The sequence below is a fragment of the Hymenobacter arizonensis genome (genome assembly GCF_900115775.1).
Lineage (GTDB): Bacteria > Bacteroidota > Bacteroidia > Cytophagales > Hymenobacteraceae > Hymenobacter > Hymenobacter arizonensis.
Map to the genome: position 1 here is coordinate 1459011 of NZ_FOXS01000001.1, position 26244 is coordinate 1485254.

Annotated in this window: 18 protein-coding genes; 12 read left to right on the plus strand and 6 right to left on the minus strand. The window is 59.2% G+C overall.

Features of this window, described 5'->3' with window-relative positions:
• Window positions 1-79 precede the first annotated feature (79 nt).
• From BMZ66_RS06115 to BMZ66_RS06125, 3 genes are all read left to right on the plus strand, one after another.
• A complete protein-coding gene (locus BMZ66_RS06115) occupies window positions 80-1330 on the plus strand; it encodes an exo-beta-N-acetylmuramidase NamZ family protein (RefSeq protein WP_092670011.1) in 1251 nt (416 codons plus the stop codon).
• An 89-nt stretch (window positions 1331-1419) separates the two neighbouring features.
• A complete protein-coding gene (fmt, locus tag BMZ66_RS06120; RefSeq protein WP_177204609.1) occupies window positions 1420-2355 on the plus strand; it encodes a methionyl-tRNA formyltransferase in 936 nt (311 codons plus the stop codon).
• 81 nt (window positions 2356-2436) lie between these two features.
• Entirely contained in the window at window positions 2437-2925 is a 489-nt protein-coding gene (locus BMZ66_RS06125) for a dihydrofolate reductase (protein ID WP_092670015.1), read from the plus strand.
• A 224-nt stretch (window positions 2926-3149) separates the two neighbouring features.
• Here the strand turns inward: BMZ66_RS06125 and porU2 are convergent, their stop codons facing one another.
• Together porU2 and BMZ66_RS06135 are read right to left on the minus strand one after the other, a co-directional pair.
• Complete coding sequence (porU2, locus tag BMZ66_RS06130) at window positions 3150-8366, minus strand: putative type IX secretion system sortase PorU2 (RefSeq protein WP_092670017.1); 5217 nt, start codon at window positions 8364-8366, stop codon at window positions 3150-3152.
• 89 nt (window positions 8367-8455) lie between these two features.
• A complete protein-coding gene (locus BMZ66_RS06135) occupies window positions 8456-9589 on the minus strand; it encodes a putative type IX sorting system protein PorV2 (RefSeq protein ID WP_092670019.1) in 1134 nt (377 codons plus the stop codon).
• Window positions 9590-9998: 409 nt separating this feature from the next.
• Here BMZ66_RS06135 and BMZ66_RS06140 point away from each other — a divergent pair, with 409 nt between their 5' ends.
• The 3 genes from BMZ66_RS06140 (at window position 9999) to BMZ66_RS06150 (ending at window position 14795) form a co-directional block, all read left to right on the plus strand.
• A complete protein-coding gene (locus BMZ66_RS06140; protein ID WP_092670021.1) occupies window positions 9999-10346 on the plus strand; it encodes a PadR family transcriptional regulator in 348 nt (115 codons plus the stop codon).
• 63 nt (window positions 10347-10409) lie between these two features.
• Window positions 10410-13148, plus strand: a complete 2739-nt coding sequence (locus BMZ66_RS06145; protein ID WP_092670023.1) for a GIN domain-containing protein — start codon at window positions 10410-10412, stop codon at window positions 13146-13148.
• Between the two features lie 447 nt (window positions 13149-13595).
• Window positions 13596-14795 carry an alpha/beta hydrolase-fold protein gene (locus BMZ66_RS06150; RefSeq protein ID WP_092670025.1) on the plus strand — a complete coding sequence of 400 codons (1200 nt, stop codon included), beginning with the start codon at window positions 13596-13598 and terminating at the stop codon, window positions 14793-14795.
• Between the two features lie 3 nt (window positions 14796-14798).
• Here BMZ66_RS06150 and BMZ66_RS06155 read toward each other — a convergent pair whose 3' ends face one another.
• Window positions 14799-16289, minus strand: coding sequence for a CCA tRNA nucleotidyltransferase (locus BMZ66_RS06155; RefSeq protein WP_092670027.1), 1491 nt, complete (start codon window positions 16287-16289; stop codon window positions 14799-14801).
• A 178-nt stretch (window positions 16290-16467) separates the two neighbouring features.
• On the opposite strand from BMZ66_RS06155, the gene BMZ66_RS25500 reads away from it, so the two are divergent.
• The gene (locus tag BMZ66_RS25500) at window positions 16468-17622 is read left to right on the plus strand and encodes a carboxypeptidase-like regulatory domain-containing protein (protein ID WP_177204610.1); all 1155 of its coding nucleotides are present in this window, start codon (window positions 16468-16470) and stop codon (window positions 17620-17622) included.
• A gap of 81 nt (window positions 17623-17703) precedes the next feature.
• Complete coding sequence (locus tag BMZ66_RS06165; protein WP_092670029.1) at window positions 17704-18051, plus strand: hypothetical protein; 348 nt, start codon at window positions 17704-17706, stop codon at window positions 18049-18051.
• 12 nt (window positions 18052-18063) lie between these two features.
• Here the strand turns inward: BMZ66_RS06165 and BMZ66_RS06170 are convergent, their stop codons facing one another.
• Both BMZ66_RS06170 and mce read right to left on the minus strand, forming a co-directional pair.
• Window positions 18064-18636, minus strand: coding sequence for an L-threonylcarbamoyladenylate synthase (locus BMZ66_RS06170; protein WP_092670031.1), 573 nt, complete (start codon window positions 18634-18636; stop codon window positions 18064-18066).
• Between the two features lie 74 nt (window positions 18637-18710).
• Entirely contained in the window at window positions 18711-19115 is a 405-nt protein-coding gene (gene mce / locus BMZ66_RS06175; RefSeq protein WP_092670033.1) for a methylmalonyl-CoA epimerase, read from the minus strand.
• Between the two features lie 211 nt (window positions 19116-19326).
• On the opposite strand from mce, the gene BMZ66_RS06180 reads away from it, so the two are divergent.
• The 4 genes from BMZ66_RS06180 to BMZ66_RS06195 all read left to right on the plus strand — a co-directional run bounded on the left by BMZ66_RS06180 (window position 19327) and on the right by BMZ66_RS06195 (window position 22034).
• Entirely contained in the window at window positions 19327-20541 is a 1215-nt protein-coding gene (locus BMZ66_RS06180) for an IscS subfamily cysteine desulfurase (protein WP_092670035.1), read from the plus strand.
• Between the two features lie 107 nt (window positions 20542-20648).
• Window positions 20649-21059, plus strand: a complete 411-nt coding sequence (gene iscU / locus BMZ66_RS06185) for a Fe-S cluster assembly scaffold IscU (RefSeq protein WP_092670037.1) — start codon at window positions 20649-20651, stop codon at window positions 21057-21059.
• A gap of 131 nt (window positions 21060-21190) precedes the next feature.
• Window positions 21191-21586: a hypothetical protein gene (locus tag BMZ66_RS06190; RefSeq protein WP_092670039.1), complete on the plus strand. Its 396-nt coding sequence runs from the start codon at window positions 21191-21193 to the stop codon at window positions 21584-21586.
• 121 nt (window positions 21587-21707) lie between these two features.
• Window positions 21708-22034: a HesB/IscA family protein gene (locus BMZ66_RS06195; protein ID WP_092670041.1), complete on the plus strand. Its 327-nt coding sequence runs from the start codon at window positions 21708-21710 to the stop codon at window positions 22032-22034.
• A 200-nt stretch (window positions 22035-22234) separates the two neighbouring features.
• Here BMZ66_RS06195 and BMZ66_RS06200 read toward each other — a convergent pair whose 3' ends face one another.
• Window positions 22235-25786, minus strand: a complete 3552-nt coding sequence (locus tag BMZ66_RS06200; RefSeq protein WP_092670043.1) for a lamin tail domain-containing protein — start codon at window positions 25784-25786, stop codon at window positions 22235-22237.
• Between the last annotated feature and the right edge of the window lie 458 nt (window positions 25787-26244).

Here is a 26244-nt window from a genome sequence, read left to right on the forward strand (position 1 = left end):
GTATCGGGCACGTTGCCGCTTAGCTTCTCTGGCGCAGCACCCGCCAGCACTGCTTATTTAGCCTTTTCCAACCCCGTTTATGCTCGGTATTTCCGCAAAATCCATTTTGTCGCTCCTGCTGGCGCTGCCCACCTGCGGCACTTCGAGCGCCCCGGCCACCACAGCGGCCACCCCACCGGCTGACACTGCCCAAGCGCGCTCTGCGGCGGACCAAACGCCACCCACAGGGCGCGTTATTGTCGGGGCGGAGCGGCTGGACAACTACCTGCCCCAGCTCAAAAACAAGCGCGTGGGCCTGGTTATTAACCAGACCTCGCGCGTGGGCAATGCCTTTTTGGTAGATACCCTACGGGCCCGGGGGGTCAACGTGACGGCTATTTTTGCGCCCGAGCACGGCTTTCGGGGTGAAGAAGCCGACGGGGCCACCATCAAGGATGGCCGCGATGCCCGCAGCGGCGTAGCTGTGCGCTCGGTGTACGGCAAAACCAAAAAGCCCACCCCGGAAATGCTGGCCGATGTGGACGTGCTGGTGTTCGACATTCAGGACGTGGGCGCGCGTTTTTACACCTTCATCAGCACGATGCACTACGTAATGGAGGCGGCGGCCGAGCTCAATAAGCCCGTGCTGGTGCTCGACCGCCCTAACCCCAACGGCGACCTCGTGGACGGCCCCATTCTGGAGCCCGCACACCAGTCTTTCGTTGGCCTCGACCCGTTGCCCATTGCCCATGGCCTCACGGTGGGCGAGCTGGCCAACATGATAAACGGCGAGAAATGGCTGGCCGGCGGCAAAACCTGCCAGCTTACTGTGGTGCCCATGGCCACCGGCTACACCCACGCCACGGCCTACCCCCTGCCCGTGCGCCCCTCTCCCAACCTGCCTACCTACCAGTCGGTGCGGCTCTATCCCAGCATTTGCTTGTTCGAAGGCACCAACGTGAGTGTGGGCCGTGGTACCTCTACGCCGTTCGAAGTTATTGGTAGCCCTTCGCAGCCATCCTCGCGGCCTTTCTCTTTCACGCCCAAGCCTAACGCAGGCTCGCCTACCCCGCCACTCAACGGCAAGCAGTGCTACGGCCTCAGCCTGACCGATGCGCCAACCCGCGAATCGTCGGGATTGGTCCTGAAATACCTGCTCGACTTCTATAAGCAAAGTACCGACAAGGCGAATTTTTTCGGCAAGTATTTCGAGCAGCTCTCGGGCACCAAAGCACTGCGCGAGCAGGTGATAGCCGGAAAGTCAGAAGCCGAAATCCGCGCTTCCTGGGAGCCCGGCCTGGGCAAATTCAAAACCTTGCGGCGCAAGTATTTGCTGTATCCCGAGCGGTAGCATTTATTGCTGGCTGTAGGCAGTCAGTCGTCGACCTGCTTGAATAGCTCCGGTAAGGGATAAAGAATAAAGTACAACTTAAAAACAGAATGCTGAATATCGTTTTTATGGGCACGCCCGATTTTGCGGTGCCTACCCTGGAAAGTCTGCTGGAGTGGCCTGGAGGGCGCGTGGTTGCCGTGGTTACGGCACCCGACCGGCCGGCTGGCCGCGGGCGCAAGCTGCAAGCTTCAGCAGTGAAAGTAGCGGCCGAAGCCCACGGCGTGCCGGTGCTACAGCCTACCAACCTGAAGTCGCAAGATTTCCAGGCAGAGTTGAAAAGCTTTGGGGCTGATTTGCAGGTGGTGGTGGCTTTTCGTATGCTGCCCGAAGCGGTGTGGAACATGCCCCGGCTGGGTTCCATCAACATTCATGCTTCGCTGCTGCCCCAGTACCGAGGCGCGGCGCCCATCAACTGGGCCCTGATGCACGGCGACACCGAAACGGGCGTTACCTCGTTTTTTCTGCGCCATGAGATTGACACTGGCGACCTCATTTTGCAAGACCGCATGCCAATCGCGCCAGAAGACGATTTTGGCAGCCTGTACGACAAGCTTAAGACGGCCGGTGCAGCCCTGGCTCGGCGCTCAGTAGAGGCCATTGCGGCCGGCAATGCCCCCAGCACTCCACAGGAGCAACGCGACAACCTGCGGCCAGCCCCCAAGATTCAAAAGGAAACCGGCCGCCTCGATTTTACTCGGCCCGCCACAGAACTGGTAAACTGGGTCCGCGGCCTCTCCCCTACTCCCACCGCTTTTGCTACCCTGCCCGATGGGCGCACTCTGAAGATTTTCCGGGCGCAAACCCTACCTGCAGATGCCGCGGCAGAACAGTTGCCTGCCCCCGGCACCTGGGCTTCCGACGGCAAACACCACCTGCGCGTAGCCGCCGCCGACGGCTGGCTGGACCTCCTCGATGTGCAGCTAGAAGGCAAGAAGCGGCTTCCGGTAAAGGAGCTTCTGCTGGGCTTCAAGCTGCCTGCGTAGTGCCTACCCGGGTAGGCACTTGATGCTAATTCCTTAAGCAGCAACTTTCCCTTTCTTACCTCATAAATACCACCTGATACTATGGTTTTCTTCGTTGTGGCCGTGGCCGAAAATGGAGTGATTGGCTTGAATGGAGAGCTCCCTTGGGGCCGGCTTCCGGCCGACCTTCAGCACTTTAAGTGCCTCACCGTGGGCCACCCCGTGGTGATGGGCCGCCGCACCTACGACAGCCTTGGCAAAGCCCTGCCCAAGCGCCCCAACATTGTGGTGACCCGCCAGGCTGATTGGACGGCTCCCGGCTGCGAAACCGCCGCCTCGGTGCCGGCAGCACTGGCCCGGGCCCACGAGCTGGACGAAGAAGTATGCGTGATTGGGGGCGGCGAAATCTACCAGCAGGCCCTGCCCACGGCCGACATCATCTACCTCACCGAAGTGCACCATAACTTTGAGGGCGACGCCTTTTTCCCAACTCCTCCTCCCAGCGAGTGGCAGGAAATCAGCCGCGAGCGGCACGAAGTAGATGAGCAGCACGCCTACGCATTCAGCTTCGTGACCCTGCAGCGGCGCTAGGATTGCTGTCGTTACAAGAAGGCCAACTTAATTGTATGTGAAGGTCCGACCGTCCTAGGCGGTCCGACCGATTGAAGCGGAAACGAGACCGGGGCAACGACAACGGGTCGGACCGCCTAGGGCGGTCGGACCGGCGCATACACCTCAAAACCTCTCATTCTCACCCATAAAAAAGCCCCGACTTCTTAGCAGAGTCGGGGCTTTTTAATTTAAGAAACGGCTGATTAGCGCATCAGCACCAGCTTGCCCCAATCGTTTTTAAAGGCGGTATCGCCCGCTGTTTCGCGGCGGCCAAACTGCCCGTTCGGGTCGTCGAGCGACACGCGGTAGAGATAGGTGCCGTTGGCCAGGCGGTCGCCGTAGGAGTCAGTGCCATCCCAGGCATAATCGGTGATATTGTTGCCAATGTGCAGGGGGCCCAGCTCGTTCATGAAAATCTCGCGCACCACCCGGCCGGTGATGGTCATAATCTGAATTTTCATGTTGCGCGGCAGCTCCTGGCCGGTCACCGTGAACACGAAGCGGGCCTTGCTCACCACGGGGTTTGGGTAAGGATAAACGTTGGTGATTTTGGAAGCGTTAACTACCTCAAATTTCACCTGAAAATCCTGAGAGCCAGCGCTGGCGTTGCTGGGGTCGCGACCCTGTACCCGCAGCGTGTACATGCCATCGGGCAGCGGAGCGCTGAGGCCGGGGCGGTATTCGAGCTTGGCCACACTGCCATTGGTCTTGTCCACGGTGAAGTTAATGTTTGAGCCGTTGAGGTCGACGGCTGTTGGCGTGGATGAGCCCGGCCTAATCAGCGTCACAGTGAACACCGAACGGTCGGAAATGTGGCGCAGCTTGTCTTCGTCGCTGAGTTGAATGTTGATGACCGGCATTGGCGAAACCAGGTCGCCGTTGAGAATGTGGCGACCATCAAACGCTACGTCCAAGGTCGGGGGTACATTGTTATCATTGACGGTGAAGGGCTCCAGCAGCAGCTCATTGTTGGTGTACAGCTGCTCGGGCTGGAGCTGAGGGTTTACGAAAACCTCAATGGCAAACGTCCCAAAGCGGCCTTTCATGTCAATTTGAACATTGAAAGTAGCCATGGCCCCGGCGGCTAGCGGGGGGCTGGTAAGTGTAAGTTCCTGAGTGTTTACAACCGTGTTTGTGCCCGTGTTGCGAAGCTGCACCCGGGCTTTCAACGGCGCCAGGAAGGCCTCATTCGATACGTTCTGAAACTTTACCGGGAAGCTGATGATGCCAGTTCCTGTAGTTGCCTGGCGAAACAGGTTGGCCGCTGCGTAAGTAGTGGCCGGCACTGAGTCGCGCCGCACCACGCCTTCGGGCAGGCCGCGGTAGGTTACAAGCCACTGGCGCAATTGCGGCGGCACACGGGTCACGGAGTCGGCGAGGGCCAGCTCCAAACGGAGGTAAGGGTATTGCGTGGCCGATACAGTAGACAGCGCCTGCGCTGAGGAAGTAACGGTAGGCAGCACCACTGTTTCGCGGCCCGTCGCATCAATGGCCACTACGCTGAGGGTGCGCTGGGCAGTGGGAGTTAAGGTGCGAATGGTGGAATATAGGCTCAGCCATTCTTTGGCAGGGCCAATGCGTGGCGATACTATCCGGCCGGCAGTAGCTCGCTGCTGCAGGCTGTCGCGCAGCTCAATGGTCTGGTCGTAAGCCGCAACGGTGAGGGTGCGGTCGGGTCCGGTTTCCCGCACGAGGCGGCCGGTGCTAGCCGTTAGCTTTTGGCCTACCAAGGCCAGCGGCTCACCATCGGCCAGCTGGGTAATCAGCTGCGAGCCCAGCAAGGTTCGCAACGACGCTTTGAGGGCCGCAGGCAGCAAGGAATAGCGCAAGCGGTTGGCCGAAACTACGGCAACGTAGGAACCAGCCGGCACCGCAGCCAGGAAAGCGGCCAACTCCTGCTGACGCGCGCTGTTATAGTTCAGGTTATCCAGGGTATCAAGCGCGGCCCCGCCTACGGGGTCGCTGGCCGAGAAGTAATAGAAATAGTTGGGTGCGCTTCCGCAACGCTGGTACGTTGCAGGCATGTCGACGGGGGCCAAGCCACCGGGCTCGTACACGGCCACCAACAAGTTGGGCGACCTCACGCCGCAGCCGCTTACCGTGGGGGGCGCACCGGCCGACTGCAGGTAGATTCCGGCTCCAATCAAGGTGCTGAACTGCGGCGCTGACCGCACCACCCCGCCGCCGCGGGTGCGCATCACCAGCGGAATCCGGTTGGAGGCAAAGGCCCATGCTCCGCTCGGTGCACTCACGTCGACACCCGTGCGGGTCGTGCGCTTGAACTGGCCATGGTGGCTCTGTGACCAGCCACCGGGGCTGGTGGGAATAACCCGGAATGAGGAAGTGACCCAAGTACCGTCTTCGCCCACAGCCGGCGTATGAAAACGTGAACGCCAGTACCAAACCACGCTGTCGCGCGAGGCTACAGTGGGCAGCACAGGCCGCCATTCGGCTATCACTCCAGAAGTGATAAGGGGCGCCACTACCCGAATTCCACTGTTGAAGGTGGGCACCGTGTCCAACTCAAAATCGTAGCCCCGCTGCAACCCGTTGCGGTCGTTGTTCTGCACCACCAGCCGTGGCTGGGCATTATTTACAATTTCGAATTCGGTGGGGTTTACAACGGTGAGGCCGCCTTGCAGGAAGGTGAAGTCAATTTGGGCGGTGTTGTTGGTTTCGCTCAACTCAGCTATGCGGTTGTTGGGGTCTAGGTCGACCCTGAAAGTGCTCACACCCGCTTCGGCCAGGGTATTGGGCAGGGTAAAAGCATAAGTGGTATCGCGCCGCCATGCCTGCCGTTGGGTATACAAGGAGTAAACCTGAGGCGTTCGCCCCGAGCTAGCCGAATAGGTGCGGGTTATCCTGATTTCAAGCGGGTCGAAGGTCACCTTGCCGGGGTTGGAAACCCCAACGTTGAGCACAAACTCTGTAGAAGAGGCTTTAACTGGGCCCTGCCCCGGGGCGGGCGTCACGGACATAGTGGCGGCGCTGGCAATAAAATCGGGACGTTCTGGTGCAAACAAAGCCAGCGTAGGGTCGCCGTGCCAGCCTGTGCCCAGCAGTTGCTCCATGCCAATGTCATCGGTGAAGTAGGGAGTGCTTTGCAGCCGTCTTACGGCATCGGCATACACCGCAGTTATGGGCTTCCCATAAGTTTGCGGATTGCTAAACATGAGCTTGTAGATGGTATCCGCAGCTATTTCCAGGCGGTCGGGGTAGCTCAACCCGTACTCGCCCAAGGCTCCTATTGCTCCCTTCTGCGGGGTAAACAGCCAGTCCTCCAAAATTGTGGGAGCAGCAGTGTACGAATGGATTCCTTCGCACCCATTCAAGAAAAAGATGGGGTATCGCCCAATGTTATTGTAGTTGTTGGTGGGGTCAGAGGGCACGCCAAAATCAAGACTGAACCGGTTGTTTGACCCGTGGCCAAAGTAAGTGATGAGCGAGAGCCCTTCGTTCAAGTAAGAGGATATGTTGAGGCTAACGGGCAACACGTTGGTCCGGTATTCTGAGGAAACACGGCCTCCAAACAGCGGCCGTTCTACCAGCTGCTTGTTGCGGTCCATAATGCTCCTGAACCAAGCCATCTCACCTGCATTTATCCCTCCCACTAGGTGCAATACATTTTTGCGCCATGGCTCGGGACCCAAGGCGTCGTGCGTGCGCAGCTTGCCCAGGTAATTCATGATTTGCTGCGGTGCAACAACGGTCAAGCGGCCGGTTCGCAGCTTGGGAATAAAATCGTTGTTCTGAAAATCAGCCGTAATCATGTTGTCCGATACCGCCCGGGTACTAGTCGGTATCAGGTCAACGCCGCGCTCACCAGTGCCGCGAGCGGTAGTGGCTGTAAAGAGATTATTACGATTACTGCCAGCAATCAGCGGCTCTGAGGGCACAATGCCTTTCCCGAGCAGCAGCAGGTACCGGTCGGGGTTGTTGGGGTTGCCCGCGGCCAGCCACAGGCCGAAGTGACGCAAGGCCAGCCACGACCGTTCGCCGTAGTGAAACTGGTCGTACAGCTGGGAAGCCGTAACCAACAGCGTATCGTAGCTTCCCCCGGCTGTTGATGCGCGGTACTTGGCGTACTCCCGAGCTGCGTTGGTTACTGGAGTGGTGCCATCCAGAGCCGGACCGTAGAGTTGGCGGTGCGACACAATGGCGAAGTTGACTGTTGCCGCATTTATGGCTCGAAAGCGCACCGGCCTAGCCGGTAGGGGCACGAATGGCAGCTGCGTATCGGCAAGCAGCAGTCGGCGCGACTGGCCCGCGGTAGCACTTGGGAAAACAAATCGGCGCCCCAGCGCCCCCAGTGTAGTAGCGGCAGTGGGCGCAATGCGCTGCACATTCCAAGGGTCGTGAATGTCGTAGCCGACCACGGAAGCCGGAATGCTATCGACCTCGAAAGTAGCCGGACCACCTAGCAGAGAATCGCTGGCGAAAGCCAGCTGTCGGCGCGGCCCCAGCCAGCGGTTGGCCTGCGGGGCGACTACCCGTATGAAGCTCCGGCGATAGTAATCGGACGACGTACCTGTGCCGGTTGTGCTGGCCGAATAGCGAATGGTTACCAAGCCATTAGGCCCAACTTCGCCCGGCTGCAAGATGTATTTGCCACCAGCCTTGTTGTAATTCGTAAAAACGTAGCGGTCCAGCGAACGATAGACGTTGGTGGTAGTATTAAGCACCAACAACTCAATGTTGTGGGGCGCAAACGTGCCCCCTACTATGCCGACCTCAAGGCGGGGAGCGGTGGCCCCGGTCGTCGACACCACTGCTCGCAGCACCGAATCAGTTGTGGTTGTCGAGACTGCCGCCAAGAGTAATGAGAAGTAGCCCTCGCCGGGCTCTACCCATGGCAAAAAAGTTGAGCCACGCGCGGCGTCGCTCACAAGGTTGGTTTCCAGCTTAAGACTAGTGGCCAAGCGCCAGGCGTGCGGAGTGCCACCGGCTGCTACCGGCTGTGCCATTCGCTTGGCGGCTGGGGCCGTGGCCCCCGGGTAGGTAAGGAAATAAGCGGCCGTGTCGGTGTAAAAGCTATATAATTGATGAGGCTGGTCGGTGGTGTTCTTGTATAGATTTCCATCGAGCTGGCCGTCGTTTCGCTGCCCGTAAAACTCCAGGTAAGTGTTGGTGTCGAACACAGTGGGAGCTCCGCCTTGGAAGACGGCCACCTGACGGCCCCGGCGCCAAAGCTGCAGGCGGCTGGGGTCTATGTTGCTAAGGCCGGCCTGGGTCAGGTACTGGAAGCTCAGGCGGTGGATGCCGTCCCGGGTTACCTGCACTTTATAGTATTGCTGGCTGGGCACTATCCATTCGTTGCCGTAGGGGCCCGACTGCGCCTGGGCCGCTGCACTAAACAGGCCAAACAGCAGCAACAGCGCCCATCTCAACTCCCTCATTTTACGAGTAACATTCTTTTCCATACAATCGGTAGAGTATATCTATTAGTAGGATTAGGTAGCCAGTAAGCTACCCTAAAGCAGGCCTGCGCACGGCACAGGGGCGATTTTTATTATTTGAAGCCGTAGCCGAGCGATACAATCAGCGAATTGGTTTGCGAAGAGCTTCCCAACTTTTCTACGGCCAGGCGCGACAACGCCAGGTCGACGCGTAGGCCGCTGACCGCCACACCGGCGCCCACGCTGTACTGGCCCTTCCAGTTGCTGTCGAAAGTGCCGCTGCTGTTGGCCGAGAAGTTCTGAATCTTCTGGTAGTTGCCGGCGCCGCCGCGCAGAAAAACCAAGTCTTTGTAGCCAAACTCTACGCCGATGCGGGGGTCCACGCTCACGGCTTTGGTGGAAATGGGGGTATTGCGCTGGCCATCAGTAGTGGCTTCCAGGTCGACGGCTACCAGGGCCGAGAACTGCTTGGGCAGCTCAAAGCGGCGCCCGGCACCCAGCACCAGGCGCGGCAGCGTGATTTCGGCACTGTTGGTGGGAATGGCGTCGGGGCCGTTGGCAATGGTGTTGTTGATGCCCTTGGTGTATTCCTCGGCGTTGATGTTCCACTGCGTGAAGGTGGTGGTGATGTCGCGCGCCATCAGGCCCAGGTTCCAGCCCTTGTGGTTGTACTGCACGCCGGCATCGATGCCAAAGCCGTAGCCGCTGGCAAACTTGCCAATGTTGCGGTAAATGATTTTGCCGTTGGCGCCCACGCTTAGGCCTTCCACGTTGCCCAGCTTGCGGGCGTACGACAGCAGCAAGGCGTAGTCGGCCACCGAGAACAGCTCAATCTTGCTGTAGTCGATGTAGCCGTATTCGTTGATGAGGTTGCGGGTGTCGGCAATGTTGTCGACGCCCAAGCGCATCACGCTCACCCCAATGGCGCTTTTGTCATCGAGGGGCATGGAAAAGGCGCCGAAGTCGTTTTTCACCACACCGGCAAACAGCTCGGAGTGCATCAGCACACCGTCGTATTTGTGGGTTTGGTTGGTGAGACCCGCCGGGTTCCAGTAGCCGGCGGTCGCGTTGTCGGCCAAGCTCACCTGCACCTTGCCCATTCCGAGCGCGCGGGCTCCCACGCCAATGTTCAAAAATTCGTTGCTGTACTTGGGTGTTTTGGTAGACTGAGCGGTGGCTGGCAATGCCAGGGCTACGGTAGCACCCAGAAAAAACAGCCCACGAGCGGCAGAGGAGAGTTGGAGCATATGTAAGAAAGCGGGTAAGAATTTCGCTGACGGAACGCAAGTTAATTCATTAAAGTGCGTCGGACCCACCAATTTCGAGCCAAAGCGGCGGGCGCTAGCTGAACCATGCTGAAAGTCGGGGTTAAAATGGAATTGGACGCTCAAGAGAAGCGGGTCAATAAGTGAGACTTTCTATACTCTCTTCTCCTTCTCGAGTCCCTGCATCGAGCAGTTTGGCCTCAGCTGGAAGGCCCGGCCCATGTGAAGGTAGCAAGAAGACGAAGTTTCTATAAAAATTTTATCACTGATAATCAGTGACTAGCGAAATACTTAATTGCTAAAGATGGAATTATTCATCCAGTACCTTGCGTTACAAAGTACCTACCATACATTTGTACTGTTTCTCACCCACTAGCTATTCGTAACGCCCATGAAACTCGAGAACACCCAGGTTCAGATGCGCAAGGGAATCCTTGAATTCTGCATCCTGGAAATCATCGCCCGCGGCGAAGCTTACGCCTCCGACATGCTGGAGGAGTTGACTTCGGCCCGCATGATAGTGGTGGAGGGCACGCTCTACCCACTGCTAACCCGCCTCAAGAATGCTGCCTTGCTGGACTACGTCTGGAAGGAGAGCACCAGCGGCCCGCCCCGCAAATACTACACCCTGACCGATGCCGGCCGCGAATTTCTGGCCGAACTGCGCGATACCTGGGAGGAAATGGCCGCGTCGGTGGGCATCATCCGGCACAGTGCCCCGACGAAGCCTACTGCTTGATTTAGCCGTCTTTTTCCTTCTTCACTCACCAGAATTTAAACGGCCGATTTTCAGCCTTTTGTCATGAAAAAGAACATCAGCATCAATCTGCAAGGAATTATCTTTCACATCGAGGAGGACGGTTATGAGGTGCTCAGCCGCTACCTGACCGAGGTAAAGGCGCACTTTGCCAGCTACCGCGGCCACGAAGACATCGTCGCGGACATTGAGGGGCGCATCGCCGAGCTTTTCTCGGCCCGTACTTCTTCCATCAAACAGGTCATCACCTTGGCCGACGTTGAAGCCATGACTGCCAAGATGGGCCGGGTGAGCGACTTCGCCGCCGACGACCTCGACGCCGAAGACGTGGAAGAAACCGCCCAGGCCACTGCCTCGGGCAGCACTTTCGGCCCCAACGGGCCCTTTGGCCCCCAAGGCACGTTTGGCCCGGAAGGCGCTTTTGGCCGCAAGGGTCCTTTTGGCCCGGAAGGTGCTTTTGCTAGCGACGCGGCCACCGCGGCCACGGAGCCCCGCCGCCTCTACCGCGACATGGCCCACCGCCGCGTGGCTGGGGTAGCGGCCGGCATCGCGCAGTACTTCGCCATCAACCCCATCTGGGTGCGGCTGGGCTGGATTGTGCTCGTGTTCCTGCTACCGGGTTTGTTCCATATGTTCGAAGACTTCGGGCGCGGCCAGTTTCGGTTTTCCGGCTTCGGGGGCTGGGCTTTCCTAGCCTACATCATCCTCTGGATAGTGCTGCCCAAGCGCTACGACGCGCCCGCTCCCAACGAGGCCATGCTGAACCAGGGGCCGCTGGCCGGCCGCAAGCTGTTTCGCGACACTGGCACCGCCAAAGTTGCAGGCGTGTCTTCGGGCCTGGCGGCTTACTTCAACATCGACGTAACCTTAGTGCGGGTGCTGCTGCTCGCCGGCTTGTTTGCCGGAGGTTTCACCCTCATTCTCTACATCATCCTCTGGATAGTCTTGCCCGAAGCCAAAACGGTTTCGGACAAGATGCGGATGCGCGGCGACGCCGTGACCCTGGAAGGCTTTGACAGCAGCCTGCGCAACTCGGCTTTTAGCGATGCCCCCACCACCACCAACCGGCCGGTGGGGGCGTTTGTAGAAGATGCTGCCCGGGGCCTGCGCCCACTAGTTGACTTTGCCGGCTCGGCCATTCGGATAGTAGCCGGGGTGCTGCTCACGATTACGGGCTTTTCGCTGCTCCTCACGCTGGCCATTCTCTTGGGCGCCGGCATCGGTCTGATTCCCAACTCTGAGCACATTCACATGGGAGATGCTCCTGCCCACGTAATGCTCAATGGCATTCCCGTATGGGGCATTATTGCGGGCTTCTTCGCCTTTGGCATCCCTGCGCTATCGTTATTCCTTAGTGGCCTGAACCTGCTGCTGCGCCGCTCGCTGTTGTCCCGCACTGCAAGTTTGTCGCTGCTGGGCCTGTGGCTGCTCAGCATTGTGGGAGTAACCATGGCCGTGGCTCAGCAGAGCCGCGAGTACCAATACGATGCTGAAGTAGAGCAACTGGAGCGCTATCCGGCCATCACCACCCCGGTAATTATGCTTGAAGGCCGCCGGGTAGACCGCGACGGGGCTCAGCGGGTGAACGTGCGCCTTGCCTCTGCCGACAGCGGCCGGACAGTGGAAGTACTGCGCCTGCTGGGTTCGAAAGGCCCCAGCGAAGACGAAGCCCGTCGCAACGCTCTTACCTCGATTGACTACACGGTGCGCGCCAGCGGCGACTCTTCGCTGGTGCTCGACGACCACTTCTCCTTCCTGCCCGGAGCCAAGTACCGCAACCAGGAAATGACGGTAACCCTGCGCCTGCCCCGCGACCGGACCTTCCGCCTGAGCGAGCGTTTTGCCAACAGAATGCTCCGCGACGAGCACTTTGTAAACAACCGCCGCCCCAGCAACCCCGAACAGCACCGCTACCGTCTGCGCGGCAACAAGCTCGAGTGCATAGCCTGCGCCGATACCGACACCGCCGGCTCGACCACCACCGAGGACAACGACGATGTGAATATCAACATTGATATTAATGACAATGACGACGACAGCAGCTCGGACGATGGCGACGACGAGGACCGTAGCAGCGGCAGCGGCCTTCGGCTCAACTACGGCGGCGCACCTTCCTTCAACACCGACTTCGAGAGCTACGGCAGCGCCCGCCGCACCTTCGAAGAGCAGGGCTTCAACAAAGTGCTGGTGGTGGGTGGCTACCGCGTGGTAGTGCGCAAGGGCAATGCCTTCAAAGTGGAAGCCGGGGGCGACGAAGACATTATTAAAGACTTGCGGGTGAACCGCAGCGGCAACACGTTGGAAATCCGCCCCCGCAACACCTCGTTTTTTGGCCGCAACTGGAAACGCGGCGAGGAAAAGGTCCTCATTCGGGTGGAAATGCCCTCGATTGAGAAGCTCGAGCTGGCCGGCAGCGTGCAGGCCGACCTCGGCGGCTTCGACCGCCAGGAGCGCCTGGAAGTGGAGCAGGCAGGCGCCAGCCACCTGCGCCTCAACGGCAGCTACGGCACCCTGAAAATTGAGCAGGCCGGCGCCTGCCGCACCACGGCCAGTGGCTCGGTCAACACCCTCGACCTCGACGCTGCCGGTGCTTGCGAGCTCGCCGCCGCCAACCTGCAGGCCCGCACCGCCACCGTCGACCTGGCCGGCGTGTGCAAGGCCCGCCTCCACGTCACGGAGAGCATTAAGGGCGATGCCGTGGGTGCCAGCCAGATTGCCTACAGCGGCCAGCCCAGCACCTCTCGCGTGGAGGCTACCGGCCCTTCCAGCGTGAAACGGCTGTAATTATCAACAATACCCAAGGCGCGAGGCAACCGCAGTCTGCCTAAGTGCATCCATAGGACTTGTTACCTAGTTAAAAGGCCAATCCCGGCCTGCCCGGCCTTTCTAGCATTCAATTACAAGTTTACTTGTCGGTCGTGGGCTGTAGCTATTCCCCCTTTTACTTGGCCCTAAATGGAAACATTGCCGTATATCCTAATCGCGCTCACTCAATAAAACAGAAAAAGAAGACAGGCCTAGTTTGGTGAGTGAACTATGCCTCCTTCCGGACGAAGTCATTTGGCTGCCCCTGCTGCAACAGGGAGGTCAGGGCTTCGTCCATTTTGTTTTTGGGCCTGTCTCAGAGCGCAATAAGGCAGCACCGGCGAGGCAAAACAACTGCTTCCTTCCGGGCAACCGCAGGCGCAAAGTTTGCATCAACCGTGGCGTAGCACCACACCAAATCGAGTTATGAAACCATTGTTACTACTGGGAATAACGTATGCCCTGCTAGCGGGGCGGGCAGCCTCGGCGCAGGCGCAGGCTGGAACTTCCACCACCTACGAGCATCTGATGGAGCAAGGCGGCGCCCAGCTGCAGGCCCAAAATCCGTGCAGTGCCGCGGCCCTGTTCGAGCAGGCATTTGCGCGCGACAGTACCCGCGCCAACGAATTCGAGCTTTTTGGTGCTGCTACGGCAGCAGCGGCCTGCCCGGCCCGACGGGCCCTGGCCTGGCGCTGGCTGGGCCAGCTCAGCCGCCACCGGCCCTTGCGCATGACGCCTAAAGACCTTGATAACGTGAGCCAAGACCCGGCCCTGGCTCCCCTCCAGGCCGAGGCCGCGTGGCCCCGCTGGCTGGCCGCGATGCGGCTGGCATTGGCAGAGCAAGCGGCGGCGGCCAACGCTGCCCAGGCACGCTGGCTGCGCGAAACGCAGGCTCGCGCGCTTCCTTCACCAGCCAGCTCCGAGCGCAAGCGCGGAAAAATGGCCGCTGCTCAACCGGGATACGCGCTTTATTTCAGCACAGTGCCCAACGACACCGTGCGGATGCCCTACCTGGTGCGCGTGCCCGCCGGCTACTCCCCAGCCAAGCCGGCGCCCGTGGTGGTGTACCTGCACGGCGGCATAGTGAGCACCCCGCAGTTCGGGCACACCGACCCAGACGTGGTGGAAGAACCTATTTTTGCCGCCGCTCCCTCAAACGCGCTAGTGGTTTACCCGTTTGGCCGCCAATCTTTTGGCTGGGTGAAGCAGCCAGCTGCCTTTGCCCAGATTGTGGCGGTGGTGCGGGAAGTGCAGGCGCGCTACCGCACCGACCCGCGCGGCCCCGTGCTAGGCGGCATGAGCAACGGCGGCAGCGCCGCGCTGTGGTTTGCCAGCCAGCGGCCCGACGCCTTTTGCGGTTTCTATGCGCTGTCGCCGGCTCCGGAGCTGCCGCTGGGTGCCAGCATTGGCCGCTTGGGCCAGGGCAAACCCTGCCTCCAGTTCAGCGCCGAAGACGACACGCTTTACCCCTACGCTGCCGTGCAAGCCGCGCACGCGGCCCATCGTGCCCAGGCGCCGGGCTGGGAGCTGCAGGCCGTGCCCAAAGGTGGCCATGGTTTCCTATACCGCCCCGATGGCCCCGCCGTACTCCGCCAGGCCCTTGCTCGCCTCTGCCCGCAGCCCTAAGGCTCAGGGACGCGGACGCTCCTGAGCCGCGCCTGCCGTTGCGGTGGCCCCGGTAGAACCGTCGGACCCGGAGCCGGCGGCTGCGGGCGAGAGTCCTTTGGCCGCTCCCTGCCGCAGCAGGAAGGCCAGGGCCTCGTCCATCTCGTTTTTGATGGTGCCTTCCAGAATGGCTTCCATCACGGCTTCCTTCAGCTCGCCCACCGCGCGTGAGGGCTTCAGGCCGAAGGTCTCCATGATGATTTCACCGGTAATAACCGGGCGGAAGCTGCGCAGGTGGTCCTTATCCTCCACTTCCTTTAGCTTCTCTTCCACCTGCCCGAAGTTGCGGAGGTAGCGCTCCTTACGCTGGTGGTCCTTGCTGGTAATGTCGGCCCGGCACAGCAGCATGAGGCGGTCGATGTCCTCGCCGGCCTCAAACAGCAAGCGGCGGATGGCCGAATCGGTCACGGTTTCCTTCACCAGCGCAATGGGGCGCAGGTGCAGGCGCACCAGTTTCTGCACCATGCGCATTTCTTCGCCCTGCGGCAATTTGAGCTCGGCAAAAATGCCCGGTACCCAGCGCGCGCCCTTGTCTTCGTGGCCGTGGAAGGTCCAGCCCACGCGCTGGTCATAGCGCTTGGTGGCGGGCTTGGCGATGTCGTGCAGCACGGCGGCCCAGCGCAGCCAAAGGTCGCCGCCAGCCGCGGCCACATTATCCAGCACCTGCAGCGTGTGGTAGAAATTGTCCTTGTGGGCGTGGGTACCCACTTTTTCCACGCCGTGGAGCAGCGCCATCTTGGGGAAAATGAGGTGCAGCAGCCCCGTTTGAAATAGTAGCTTAAAGCCGTAGCTGGGCGTGGGCGACTCGATAATCTTGTTGAGCTCGACTGTAATCCGCTCCTGCGACACAATCTTTATCCGGTCCTTATTCCGAATGATGGCGTCGAAAGTGTCAGGCTCAATGTCGAAGTTGAGCTGGCTGGCAAAGCGGATGGCGCGCATCATGCGCAGCGGGTCGTCGGAAAAAGTGACGTCGGGCCCCAGCGGCGTGCGGATAGTTTTGCTGGCCAGGTCCTTCATGCCGTCGTAGCGGTCGACGAGGGCGCCGAAGTCGTCAGCATTCAGGCTCAGGCCGAGGGCATTGATGGTGAAATCGCGGCGGGCCAGGTCTTCCTCTAAGGTGCCGGCTTCCACTTCGGGCTTGCGGCTGTCGGCGCGGTAGCTCTCTTTGCGGGCCCCCACAAATTCAATCTCGCCGGCCTCTTTGGTGGGCAGCATGGCCGTGCCGAAGTTCTTGAACACCGTGACCCGGCCGCGGCCCGGCAGCTTGGCGCCCACGCCCTGCGCCAGGGCAATGCCGTCGCCCACTGTTACCACGTCGATGTCCTTGCTGTCGCGGCCCAGGGCCAAATCCCGCACGTAGCCGCCAATAACATAGGCCGGCTGCTGCAGCTCGGCCGCAGCTTCGGCGATGGTACGGAAGATGGGCAGTTCGGGCAGTTGGGGCGTCTTCATGGCCGCAAAGGTCGGAAACCGCCCGCTAGCAACCATACCACCAACCAAAGCCCCGGCAACGGGCCGGCAGCTTATTCCAACATCCCGTCGGGCTTATCCGACGGTTCGGCAACTGCCAGTTGGGCCGCGGGCCTGTCGGCGACACTTTTACATCGTTCCGCTCAAAAGCCCCGTTGCCATGCTGCTAGCCTTGCTCCCCGCCCCCTTCTTCGCCCTCGCCGCCACTGCTCTGCCCGTGCGCATGGTGCTGGGCCTGCACATTGCTGCCGGCGCCACCTCCCTGTTTGCCGGCCTGGTGCCCATGCTGGGCCGCAAGGGCGGCAACACCCACGTGCGAGCCGGTCGCCTCTACGTCTACTGCATGATAACCGTGGCCACTACCGCCGTGGTGCTCTGCCTGCTGCAGCCGCTCACCATTGGCCGTTTGATGCTGACGGGGGTAGCGGTGCTGAGCTTTTACCTGAGCTTCAGTGGCTGGCGGGCAGCTCGCCGCCACAGCGCGACGCTGCTGACCAGTGATGTGGTGCTAGCGGCCGTTACCTCCGTGGTTGGCCTGCTGATGCTAGCGGCCGGTGTGTGGCTACAGGCGGTACTTTTTGGCTTCTTCGGCGTGCTTATCTGCTTATTTGCCGGCCTCGACACCGTGCACGGCTTGCGTCCCAGACCAGTTAGCACGCCCACGCCGTGGATTTTCCGCCACTTTATCCGCCTGGGCGGCTCGTACATCGCCACGTTTACGGCTTTTGTGGTGGTAAACCTCGGCCGGTGGCTGCCGACGGACGCGCCGCAGTGGGCCGGACTGGCTGGCTGGATTGCCCCCACCATCATCGGCACCATCTTCATTACGCGCACCGTGCGCTGGTACAAGCGCCGCCTGCAGCCGGCTAGTGCCACGGCGGCGCGTGCTGTCGGCGTTGTTCCGCTGCTGCTGGTATTGGCGGCCTGGCCCGCGCGCCCGGCTGCTGCGCAAGCCACGGCACCCCGCTTGCTCGCGGGGCTCATCACCGACGCCGCTGGCCAGCCGCTGGGGTATGCCACCGTTGGCGTGGTGGGCCAAGGCGTTGGGACAGTGGCCGACGAGCACGGCAGCTTCCGCCTGAGCCTGCCGGCCACCGTAACGCCCACCGACTCGCTGCGTTTTGCCCTGCTGGGCTACGCCAGCCGCACTTGGTCGCTGGTGGCCCTGCCGCCAGCGCCGGTCACGGTGGCTTTGCCCCAAGCCTCGGTCAGCCTGGCCGACGTAGCCGTGCGGGCTAGGGGGCTCGATTCGGCGCGCATCGGCACCCACCGCTACCGCACCAACCTGCAAACCAATTTTGCGCTGGGCACGTAGCCGGGCCTGAACGTCGGTTCCGAAATTGGAAGGGTATTTCAGCTACCCCGGCGCGGCGCCTGGCTGGAGAAATTTGAATTTGTGCTCTCCGCCAACGATTTCGACACCGTGCAGCTGCGCATCAACGTGTACCAGCTGCGCAATGGCGAACCCAGCGCCCCGCTGTTGCAGCAACCTATTTACAAGCAAATTGTGGGAAAAGGCGCCCGCCGCGTGCAGGTGAACCTGCGCGACACCAACTTATTTGTGGACGACAACGCCGTAGCCGTGACGGTAGAATGGGTGAGCCACTCTCGCCACGGCAAGCAGCTGGCCCTGCCCCTGCTCATGCCGGCCTTCGCCACGCACCTCTACCGCTACGGCGCCGCCAATCATTGGAAACGCTTCCCGTCGATGAGCACGACTATGGAGCTGCGCGTGCGCTACTGAGTGGCGCGGGAGTTACTCGCGCACCACTTCCAACTTACCGCCCTCGCCCAGCCGCACCACGCGCGACGGCGCGACCCGGGTAGCGTCTTCCTGCCGCCAGTTCACCACGTGGTCGGCCCCGCGCAGGATGGCGGCATCAATCTCAGTGTACACGCCGGGAGCCGGCTCACCGGCTTTATTGGCCGAGGTAGAGACCAGGCCGTGACCTAAGCGCCGCACCACTTTAAAGCAAAATTCGTCCTTAACCACGCGCAGGCCCACGGTGCCATCGGGCGCCACCAGGCCAGGCGCTATGGCACGGCTGGCCGGCAAGATGTAGGTGGTGGGCCGGGTTTCGTTTTCCAGCAGCTCTTCCAACTCGTCGGGCGCCTGCGCGGCGTAGCGCCGGAGCATGGCCAAATCGGCCACCAGCACGATGCTTGGCTGGCCCTCGGGCCGGTTCTTCAGCTTGTAAAGCTGCTTCACGGCGGGCGGCGCTTCGGCATCACAGCCCAGACCCCAGACCGTGTCGGTGGGGTACAAAATGACTTGCTGCAGTAGCAGGGCATCTACGGCGGCATCTACTTCTTGCTGAAAACGGTTCATGTGATGTAGCGCGGACTTTTAGTCCGCGAGTAAGTGGTGATGAAAGCTGGTTCCTCGCGGACTAAAAGTTCACGCTACTTAATGCTCTGGCAGAGCTCCACTAATACGCCGGCGGCGCTCTTCGGGTGCACAAAGCACACGAGCTTATTATCGGCGCCGCGCTTGGGCTCCTCGTTCAGCAGCACAAACCCCTCCCCTTTCAGCCGCGCCATCTCGGCCCGGATGTCATCGACCTCAAACGCGACGTGGTGAATTCCTTCCGGTTTCTTCGCCAAGAACTTGGTGATGGCGCTTTCGGGCGAGGTGCCGGCCAGCAGCTCAATTTTGGAGCCCCCTATTTGGAAAAAAACCGTGTCGACCGCTTCGCTGACCACGTGTTCTTTCTTGTAGGGTGCCACCCCTAGCAGCGTGGTGTAGAGAGCAGTGGCGGCCTCCAGGTCGTTCACGGCCAGGCCGAGGTGTTCGAGATTAGTAAGCATGAGGAGCGAAAAGAAAAGGGCGAAAGGGCGCTAACCGGTGCAAAAAGGTCGTTTTATCGAGCAATTAGAACCGTTGCCGGACGTCCACGCATTTCCTTATTTAGATTGTATCTACTTTTGTGGGGCCAAAGAAAACTGATTACCCTGCAACTGTGTTCTACAGGGGTCCAGTTATTCGCTGGTTTACCACCTTGCTTTACCGCTGCGCGCAATGCTTAAGCTCCCCATTTACCTCGACAACAACGCCACCACGCCCCTTGACCCCCGGGTGCTGGAGGCCATGATGCCTTACCTGACCGAAGTATTCGGCAACGCTGCTTCCCGCAACCACCCCTTTGGCTGGGCGGCCGAAGAAGCCGTTGACTATTCGCGTGACCAGATTGCCAAGCTCATCGGCTGCGACCCCAAGGAAATCATTTTCACTTCGGGCGCTACCGAGTCGGACAACCTGGGCATCAAGGGCGTGTTTGAGATGTACAGCCAGAAAGGCAACCACGTCATCACCGCCACCACCGAGCACAAAGCCGTGCTCGACACCTGCAAGCACATCGAGAAGCTCGGCGGCCGCGTTACCTACCTGCCCGTAAACGAAGAAGGCCTCATCAGCCTGGAAGAGTTGGAAGCGGCCATGACGCCCGAGACCATCCTCGTTACCATCATGTACGGCAACAACGAGACGGGCACCATTCAGCCCATCCGCGAGATTGCCAAGATTGCTCACAAGCACGGCGCCCTGTTCATGACGGACGGCACCCAGGCCGTGGGTAAGATTCCAGTAGATGTGATTGCCGATGGCATCGACATCATGGCTTTCACAGCCCACAAAATGTACGGCCCCAAGGGCGTCGGCGCGCTGTACGTGCGTCGTAAGAACCCGCGGGTAAAGGTTACCGCCCAGATGGACGGTGGCGGCCACGAGCGCGGCATGCGCTCGGGTACCCTCAACGTACCCGGCATTGTGGGCCTGGGCAAGGCCTGTGAGCTGGCTATGCTGGAAATGGAAGCCGACACAGCACGCCTGAGCGCCATGCGTGACCGCCTCGAGCGCGAGCTCCTGACGCTGGAAGAAAGCTACGTGAACGGCTCGCGCGAGCACCGCCTCCCCCACGTTACCAACATCAGCTTCAAATACGTGGAAGGCGAAGGCCTCATGATGGGCGTGAAAGACCTGGCCGTTTCGTCCGGTTCGGCCTGTACTTCGGCCTCTTTGGAGCCTAGCTACGTACTTAAGGCTTTGGGCCTGAGCGACGACCTGGCTCACTCCTCGTTGCGTTTCGGCCTGAGCCGTTTCACCACCGACGAGCAAATTGACTACGCCATCGGCCACGTAAAAGAGGCCGTAACCAAGCTCCGCGAAATGTCGCCCCTGTGGGAGATGTTCAAGGAAGGTGTCGACTTGAGCAAAATCGAGTGGGCAGAACACTAAAAAGTTATGAGTTAAAAGTTATGAGTTATGAGTTGGCAGTTTTGCCCTCATGGCTCCAATTTTTAACTCGTAACTCATAACTTTTAACTTATAACTCCAAAAAAGCCATGGCTTACTCCGATAAAGTAATTGACCACTACAGCAATCCCCGCAACGTGGGCACGCTGGACAAAAGCAAAAAGAACGTAGGCACCGGCCTCGTGGGCGCTCCTGAGTGCGGCGACGTAATGCGCCTGCAAATTGAGGTAGACGAAGCCACCAACACCATCACCGACGCCAAGTTTAAGACCTTCGGTTGCGGCTCGGCCATTGCTTCTTCATCGCTCGCTACAGAGTGGCTGAAAGGCAAAACCGTTGACGAGGCCCTAGCCATCGACAACATGGAGATTGTGGAAGAGCTTGCCCTGCCGCCCGTTAAGATTCACTGCTCGGTACTCGCTGAAGATGCCATCAAGTCAGCTATCTCGGACTACCGCGTGAAAAACGGCATGCCTGCCCTGGAGCTTTCGCACCACTAATCCGGTTATAATTCTGTCATCCTGAGCGTAGCGAAGGACCTTATTACTGTCGAACGATTGTCGTTCTGATGTGATAAGGTCCTTCGCTACGCTCAGGATGACGTTTTTTATTCCACATCCTCCGTCATTAGATGACCGACGAATACGAAGTTGCCCGCTTGCAACGCGAGATTGAGCAGCACTTAGGCATGGAGCCCGGCAACCTGCGCTTTGAGTACCGGCAGTTGGAAGGGCAAACGCGCCTCGACCTGATTACCGTGAACCCGCGGCACCACCAGAGCTTCCTGTTCCGCTACGAAACCGGACACGACGAGGTGGACTGCCTCCGCAAAATGCAGGACTACGTGCGCCGCTACCGTGACAACGAAAGCTCCTTCACCCTGCAGTGGCGCACCCGCGGCGATAAGGAGCTGCAAACCTCCTACTTCCGGGCTCACAATGCTTACGAGGCCTTGGACAAGCTCTACTTTGGTCGCGACCTGAACGCCATCACGGTATTTAGCGTGGTGCTGAATCCAAGCTCCTAACGAGTTGCGCTGTTTGAGATGGGCAAGTGAACAAAGAAAATATTTCGCTTGTTTATAATTTGTCTAAATTGCACACGCATTCCTGATATTACGAGTAGAACTTGCCTCTGCCCCTACCGATATGATTACTGTATCCGATAAAGCCAAAGAGAAAGTGACGCGTCTGATGACCGATGCGCACCTCGACGACACTTACCGCCTGCGCGCCTCGGTGGCAGGTGGCGGCTGCTCTGGCCTGAGCTACAAGCTGGACTTCGACAACGAAGTGCGCCCCATGGACCAGGAGTTTGAAGATAAAGGCGTGCGCGTAGTGGTTGACATGAAGAGCTTCCTCTACCTGGCTGGCACCGAGCTGGATTTCTCCGACGGGCTCAACGGCAAGGGTTTTCAGTTTAACAACCCCAACGCTTCGCGTGAGTGCGGCTGCGGCGAAAGCTTCTCTGTCTAAACCACGGATTCATGCGGATTTTTCGGATTCCACGGATTTTGTAGACGACTCACTGCAAGAACACAAGAAGAAAAGCCACTCCTGCGAGTGGCTTTTCTTGTTTGAAAACAGTTGGTTTTATAACAAAGAAGCCCCTGCTGTTGCGGGGGCTTCTTTGTTATGCTGACTTGCAATCTGTCGAAGTCTAGAGTCTCCTATTCTTAATCGTTCTTCACAAAGCGGCGCATCTGGCGGCCTGCGGCCGTGCGTAGCTCCAGGATGTAGGTGCCGGCTGGCAGGCGGTGTACCGCTACGACGGGGTCGGCGGTGGCAGCATCGCCGTGGTCAACTACTTGGCCCAGGGTGTTGAGTACGCGGTAGGTGCGGCAGCTGGCAGCAGGCACCGCAATGGTGATGCGGTCGGTGGTGGGGTTAGGATACAGCGCTAGCTCAAGCGGAGCGCCGGTACCGGACACGCTTACTACTGGGGAGAAAGCCACGGTGCCGTCCAGGTCAACCTGACGCAGGCGGTAGTAGAGGCGGCTGGCGGGGGCTTTGGCATCCAAGGCGGCGTAGTTGTGGGGCTGGCTGCTAGTGCCATTGGCCGCCATGCGCGCTACGGGCACAAACGTTTGGCCGTCGAGGCTGCGCTGCACGTCGAAATAGTCGCTGTTCTTTTCGGTAGCGGTGCCCCAGGCCAGTTGCACGCCGCCAGCCTGGCGGGTGGCCGTGAAGCGCACTAACTCTACAGGCAGGGGGTTAACGTTAGGCGAGGTAGTGATATCGGTGGCCAGGGTGAAGTCGCCTAGCGGACCAGCCGGGAATGACTGCGAGGTAACAGTGGTGCCGAGACCGCCAGTGCTCCCAATGTCTTTCCAACGAGAGTCATCGGCGGGGTCAGCCATAGCAACGCGAAGCAAGCTGGCGTTACCAGTCGTGACACGGTCGGAGACATTGTAGCTGAGCTGAATTACGGCCTTATCCAAAACGCTGCTAGTAATACCAGAGCCCGTATTAGAGTTTTCCCTAACTACATTGTAGTAGCGAATCTGCGACACACGCAGCAGCGTAGGCGGCAAAGTCCGCTGTGGCGAGGGTGCTTCGACTTGACGGGCGGTATAGCTCGCCGTTCCTGGCACGGCGTCGGTGACGGTGAACACCAGCGGGCGGTATTGCATGTTTACGCCGAGGGGAAAAGACACTTGAATGCTGGGAGTAGCAGTATTGGTTACGGCCGGCAGCGTAAGCGTGTTTGAATAGCTGTTGTCTCCTCCGCCTGTGAGGCTGCCACCAGGCAGTACCTCCAGCTTATGGGCATTTTGCACAAAAATGCGGCCGTTCGTAAGAGTCAGGCTATTTACCCGCAAGTCGGTGGTGAGCTGCACCGTTGGAGGGCCAGAATTAGGATTAGTAGTGCTAAGGGGACGGTTCATCGTGAGCGACAGCAACGTGTTTTGCCCAGGGGCAAAGGCCAAGGAGCCAATCGCCCCGCTGCCAACGAAGTTGAGGCTGGAAGTGGGCGTGCCAGCAAACATGGCAATAAGCTGGTCGGGCACAGTGAGAACTCCCCGAATGGTGAGGGCTACATCATTGCCCAACGCCAAGGTACCGGCCGAGAGGTTCGTAGTGGTTACATCCAGGGGGCTGCCTACTACCGTCAGGGTTTGACCAATCCGATTCAAGGTCAAGGTTCCGAGTACGCCGGCGGTGCTGGAGAATGATATGCTGCCCACGGGGCTGGAAGTCGTTGATGGCCCAATGACAAGGCCCGAAGTGCTAACGCCGCTTAGCTGGCCATTACCAATGGCACTCACAGTGCCATTCAGGATGAGGTTGGCGCCTCCGCCAATGTTAAAGATGCCGTTTTCGACCAGAAAGGCATTGTTCACCGTCATGGTATTGACTGTCGTTAGAGTGGCACCGGGGCGGTTAAGGGTGAAGTTGCGGAAGGGAGCATTGTTGCCACCATTGACATAGAGCAAGCCCAGGGCACCACTACCACCAATGCGCAAATCGCCAGTCGTATTCCCGCGAATAAAACCCGTACTCGTCGTAACAAGGGGGCCGTTGATGTTTAGTACGGACCCAGTAGTGGTGCTGCCAACCGCAAGGACGCCGTTATTCACCGTGAGAGTTCCGCTTACAGTGAGGTCAGAACCTAGTGTAAGAATGCTAGTGCTGCTGGTAGTGTTCAACGTCAGATTATTGAGCTGCGAGCTGCTGGGGGTCAGGCGTAATGTGCCCACTGCGCCGGTGTTGGTCTTGGTGAACGACAAATTGGTGGTCGGGTCGACGGCAAGCGTGCCGTTTCCGCCCACCGTTGCGGTGGCCCCAACGGGAAAGCTCAGCGTGGTGTTTTTGCCCAAGGTCAGAACGGAATTATTACCCAGATTGTAACCACCTCCGGAGCCGCTACCTAGTTCCAGATTGTTGTTGTCGGCCAGGGTCACGCCCCTCTGGTTTGTAGCTGTTGATAAGCGAAACAGCTTGATGACGTTGCCGCCGCCGTTCAGCACCTGAGGGGCGCCGGCACCGAGGCTGGTAGCCACTAGGGAAAACCGGTCGTTGGCTGTCAGAGGGTTAAAAGTCACAGTGCCCGCCAGGGTGAAGTTGCCGCCCAGGCTGACGATAGAAGTTAGGGTGGTGTTTCCGGCTAGAGTGGTGGTGAGGCCCGCGCCGCCCACCAGCAGGTTGCCGCGCACCACCGTAGTGGTATCGTCGAACTGCTTGGTGGCATTGCGTAGGGTGAGGTTGCCGTAGCCAGGCGCGCCCAGGGCCGGCACGGTGAAAGTGGCAGTTTGGTTGAATTCAACAGTGCTGGTGGCACTCACCACGTCAAGCTTCAAAACTTCGGGAGTCGGATTGCTCTGAACCAGCGTGGCTGCGCTGCCTAGGTCGAGGGTACCTGAATACTTAGCCGTAGCTGGCACTATAAAAGAGGCATTGGGCTGCAACACGGCTTTGGATTGGGGGCCCGAAACGGTCCAGTCGGCGGAAATGGTGCGAGCGGTGCCGCTCACAAAGAACAGCTGGTTGGGAGCCGAGAAGCTGCTGGGCGCCGCCCCACTACCATTGGCATTTTTGCCAAAGGTGGCAAGCTGGTTGAGTACGCCGGTGGCCTTGGTGTAAAAGGTGACAATGGCAGAGCTCCGCGGGTCGGGAGTCTGCGTTTGAAAATCGTCTGCGTTGTCGTCGGTATCCACGAGGCCACCTCCTTGGCGCGCCACTGAGTTTATAATAGAAGGAACGGGTGTCGGACCAGTGCCCTCAAAGGCATTCGCAGTAGTGCCGTACCCTACAAAGTCAACGACGCTGGCGTTACGACTGGGGGTATCCTGCTGCCCGCTTAGGGTAGCGTTGCCCTGCACAAGGGCAATTTTACCCGCGGCAGTCGCTAGGTTGGTACTGACATCGTCATCAAATTGAAACAGCGCGCCGCTGGCACCACTTGAGCCAGCTCGAATCAGGAAGTAGCCGTAGGGCGGAATGGTCGTGTTGGACGGAATGTTGAACTTGGTCCACGTAGTGCCTGCAGCAGCAGCATACTGCACCGTGTAAGACGAAGCATTGATTGCGGATGCCGAGTTGTTGAACAACTCGATGAAGTCATGCTGAAACAAGGCGTTATTAAGGCCTCCTGCTGTGTACACCTGGCTTATGACCAAGCCCGGGGCTATGGTTTGGCCAAAGCCCGAGAACGAAAGTGCGGCGAATAAGGCTGACAGTATTGCTATCCTACCAACCTTAAATTGAATTGTAAGAAGTTTCGTCATGTGGTTTTAGGTGGTAGAAAGATTAAAAAAGAGAGTCATTGCAAAATTAAAACGTGCGAAATTACTATCTATCTTACTCCTGGCAATACACTTACCATTGTTTAAATATTATCAAAATCGGAAATGCATCTTATGCTTTGATTAACAATCACCTTGAAGAGCACACCGCGGAGGAGTATAATAACAGCAAATCTGAATATTTAATACTCATGCCCCTGGAATCCATTCCATTGGTCCATTATTTCGCAGGTCGATTGAAGCGGCAAGGCACTCCCGTTTACCTCAACAATCAGAACAACAGCCATTTTGAATATAAAAGGGAAGGTGCGCTCTGGTTTCTCACTATATATCGTATAGCCAGCCCGTTTTATTGCGCCAAGGGTTTTATAACCTACAGCCGCCGCTACGGCTCCGAGAAAAGGGCACACCTTGCCCACCCGACTGCATTAGCAGCCAGC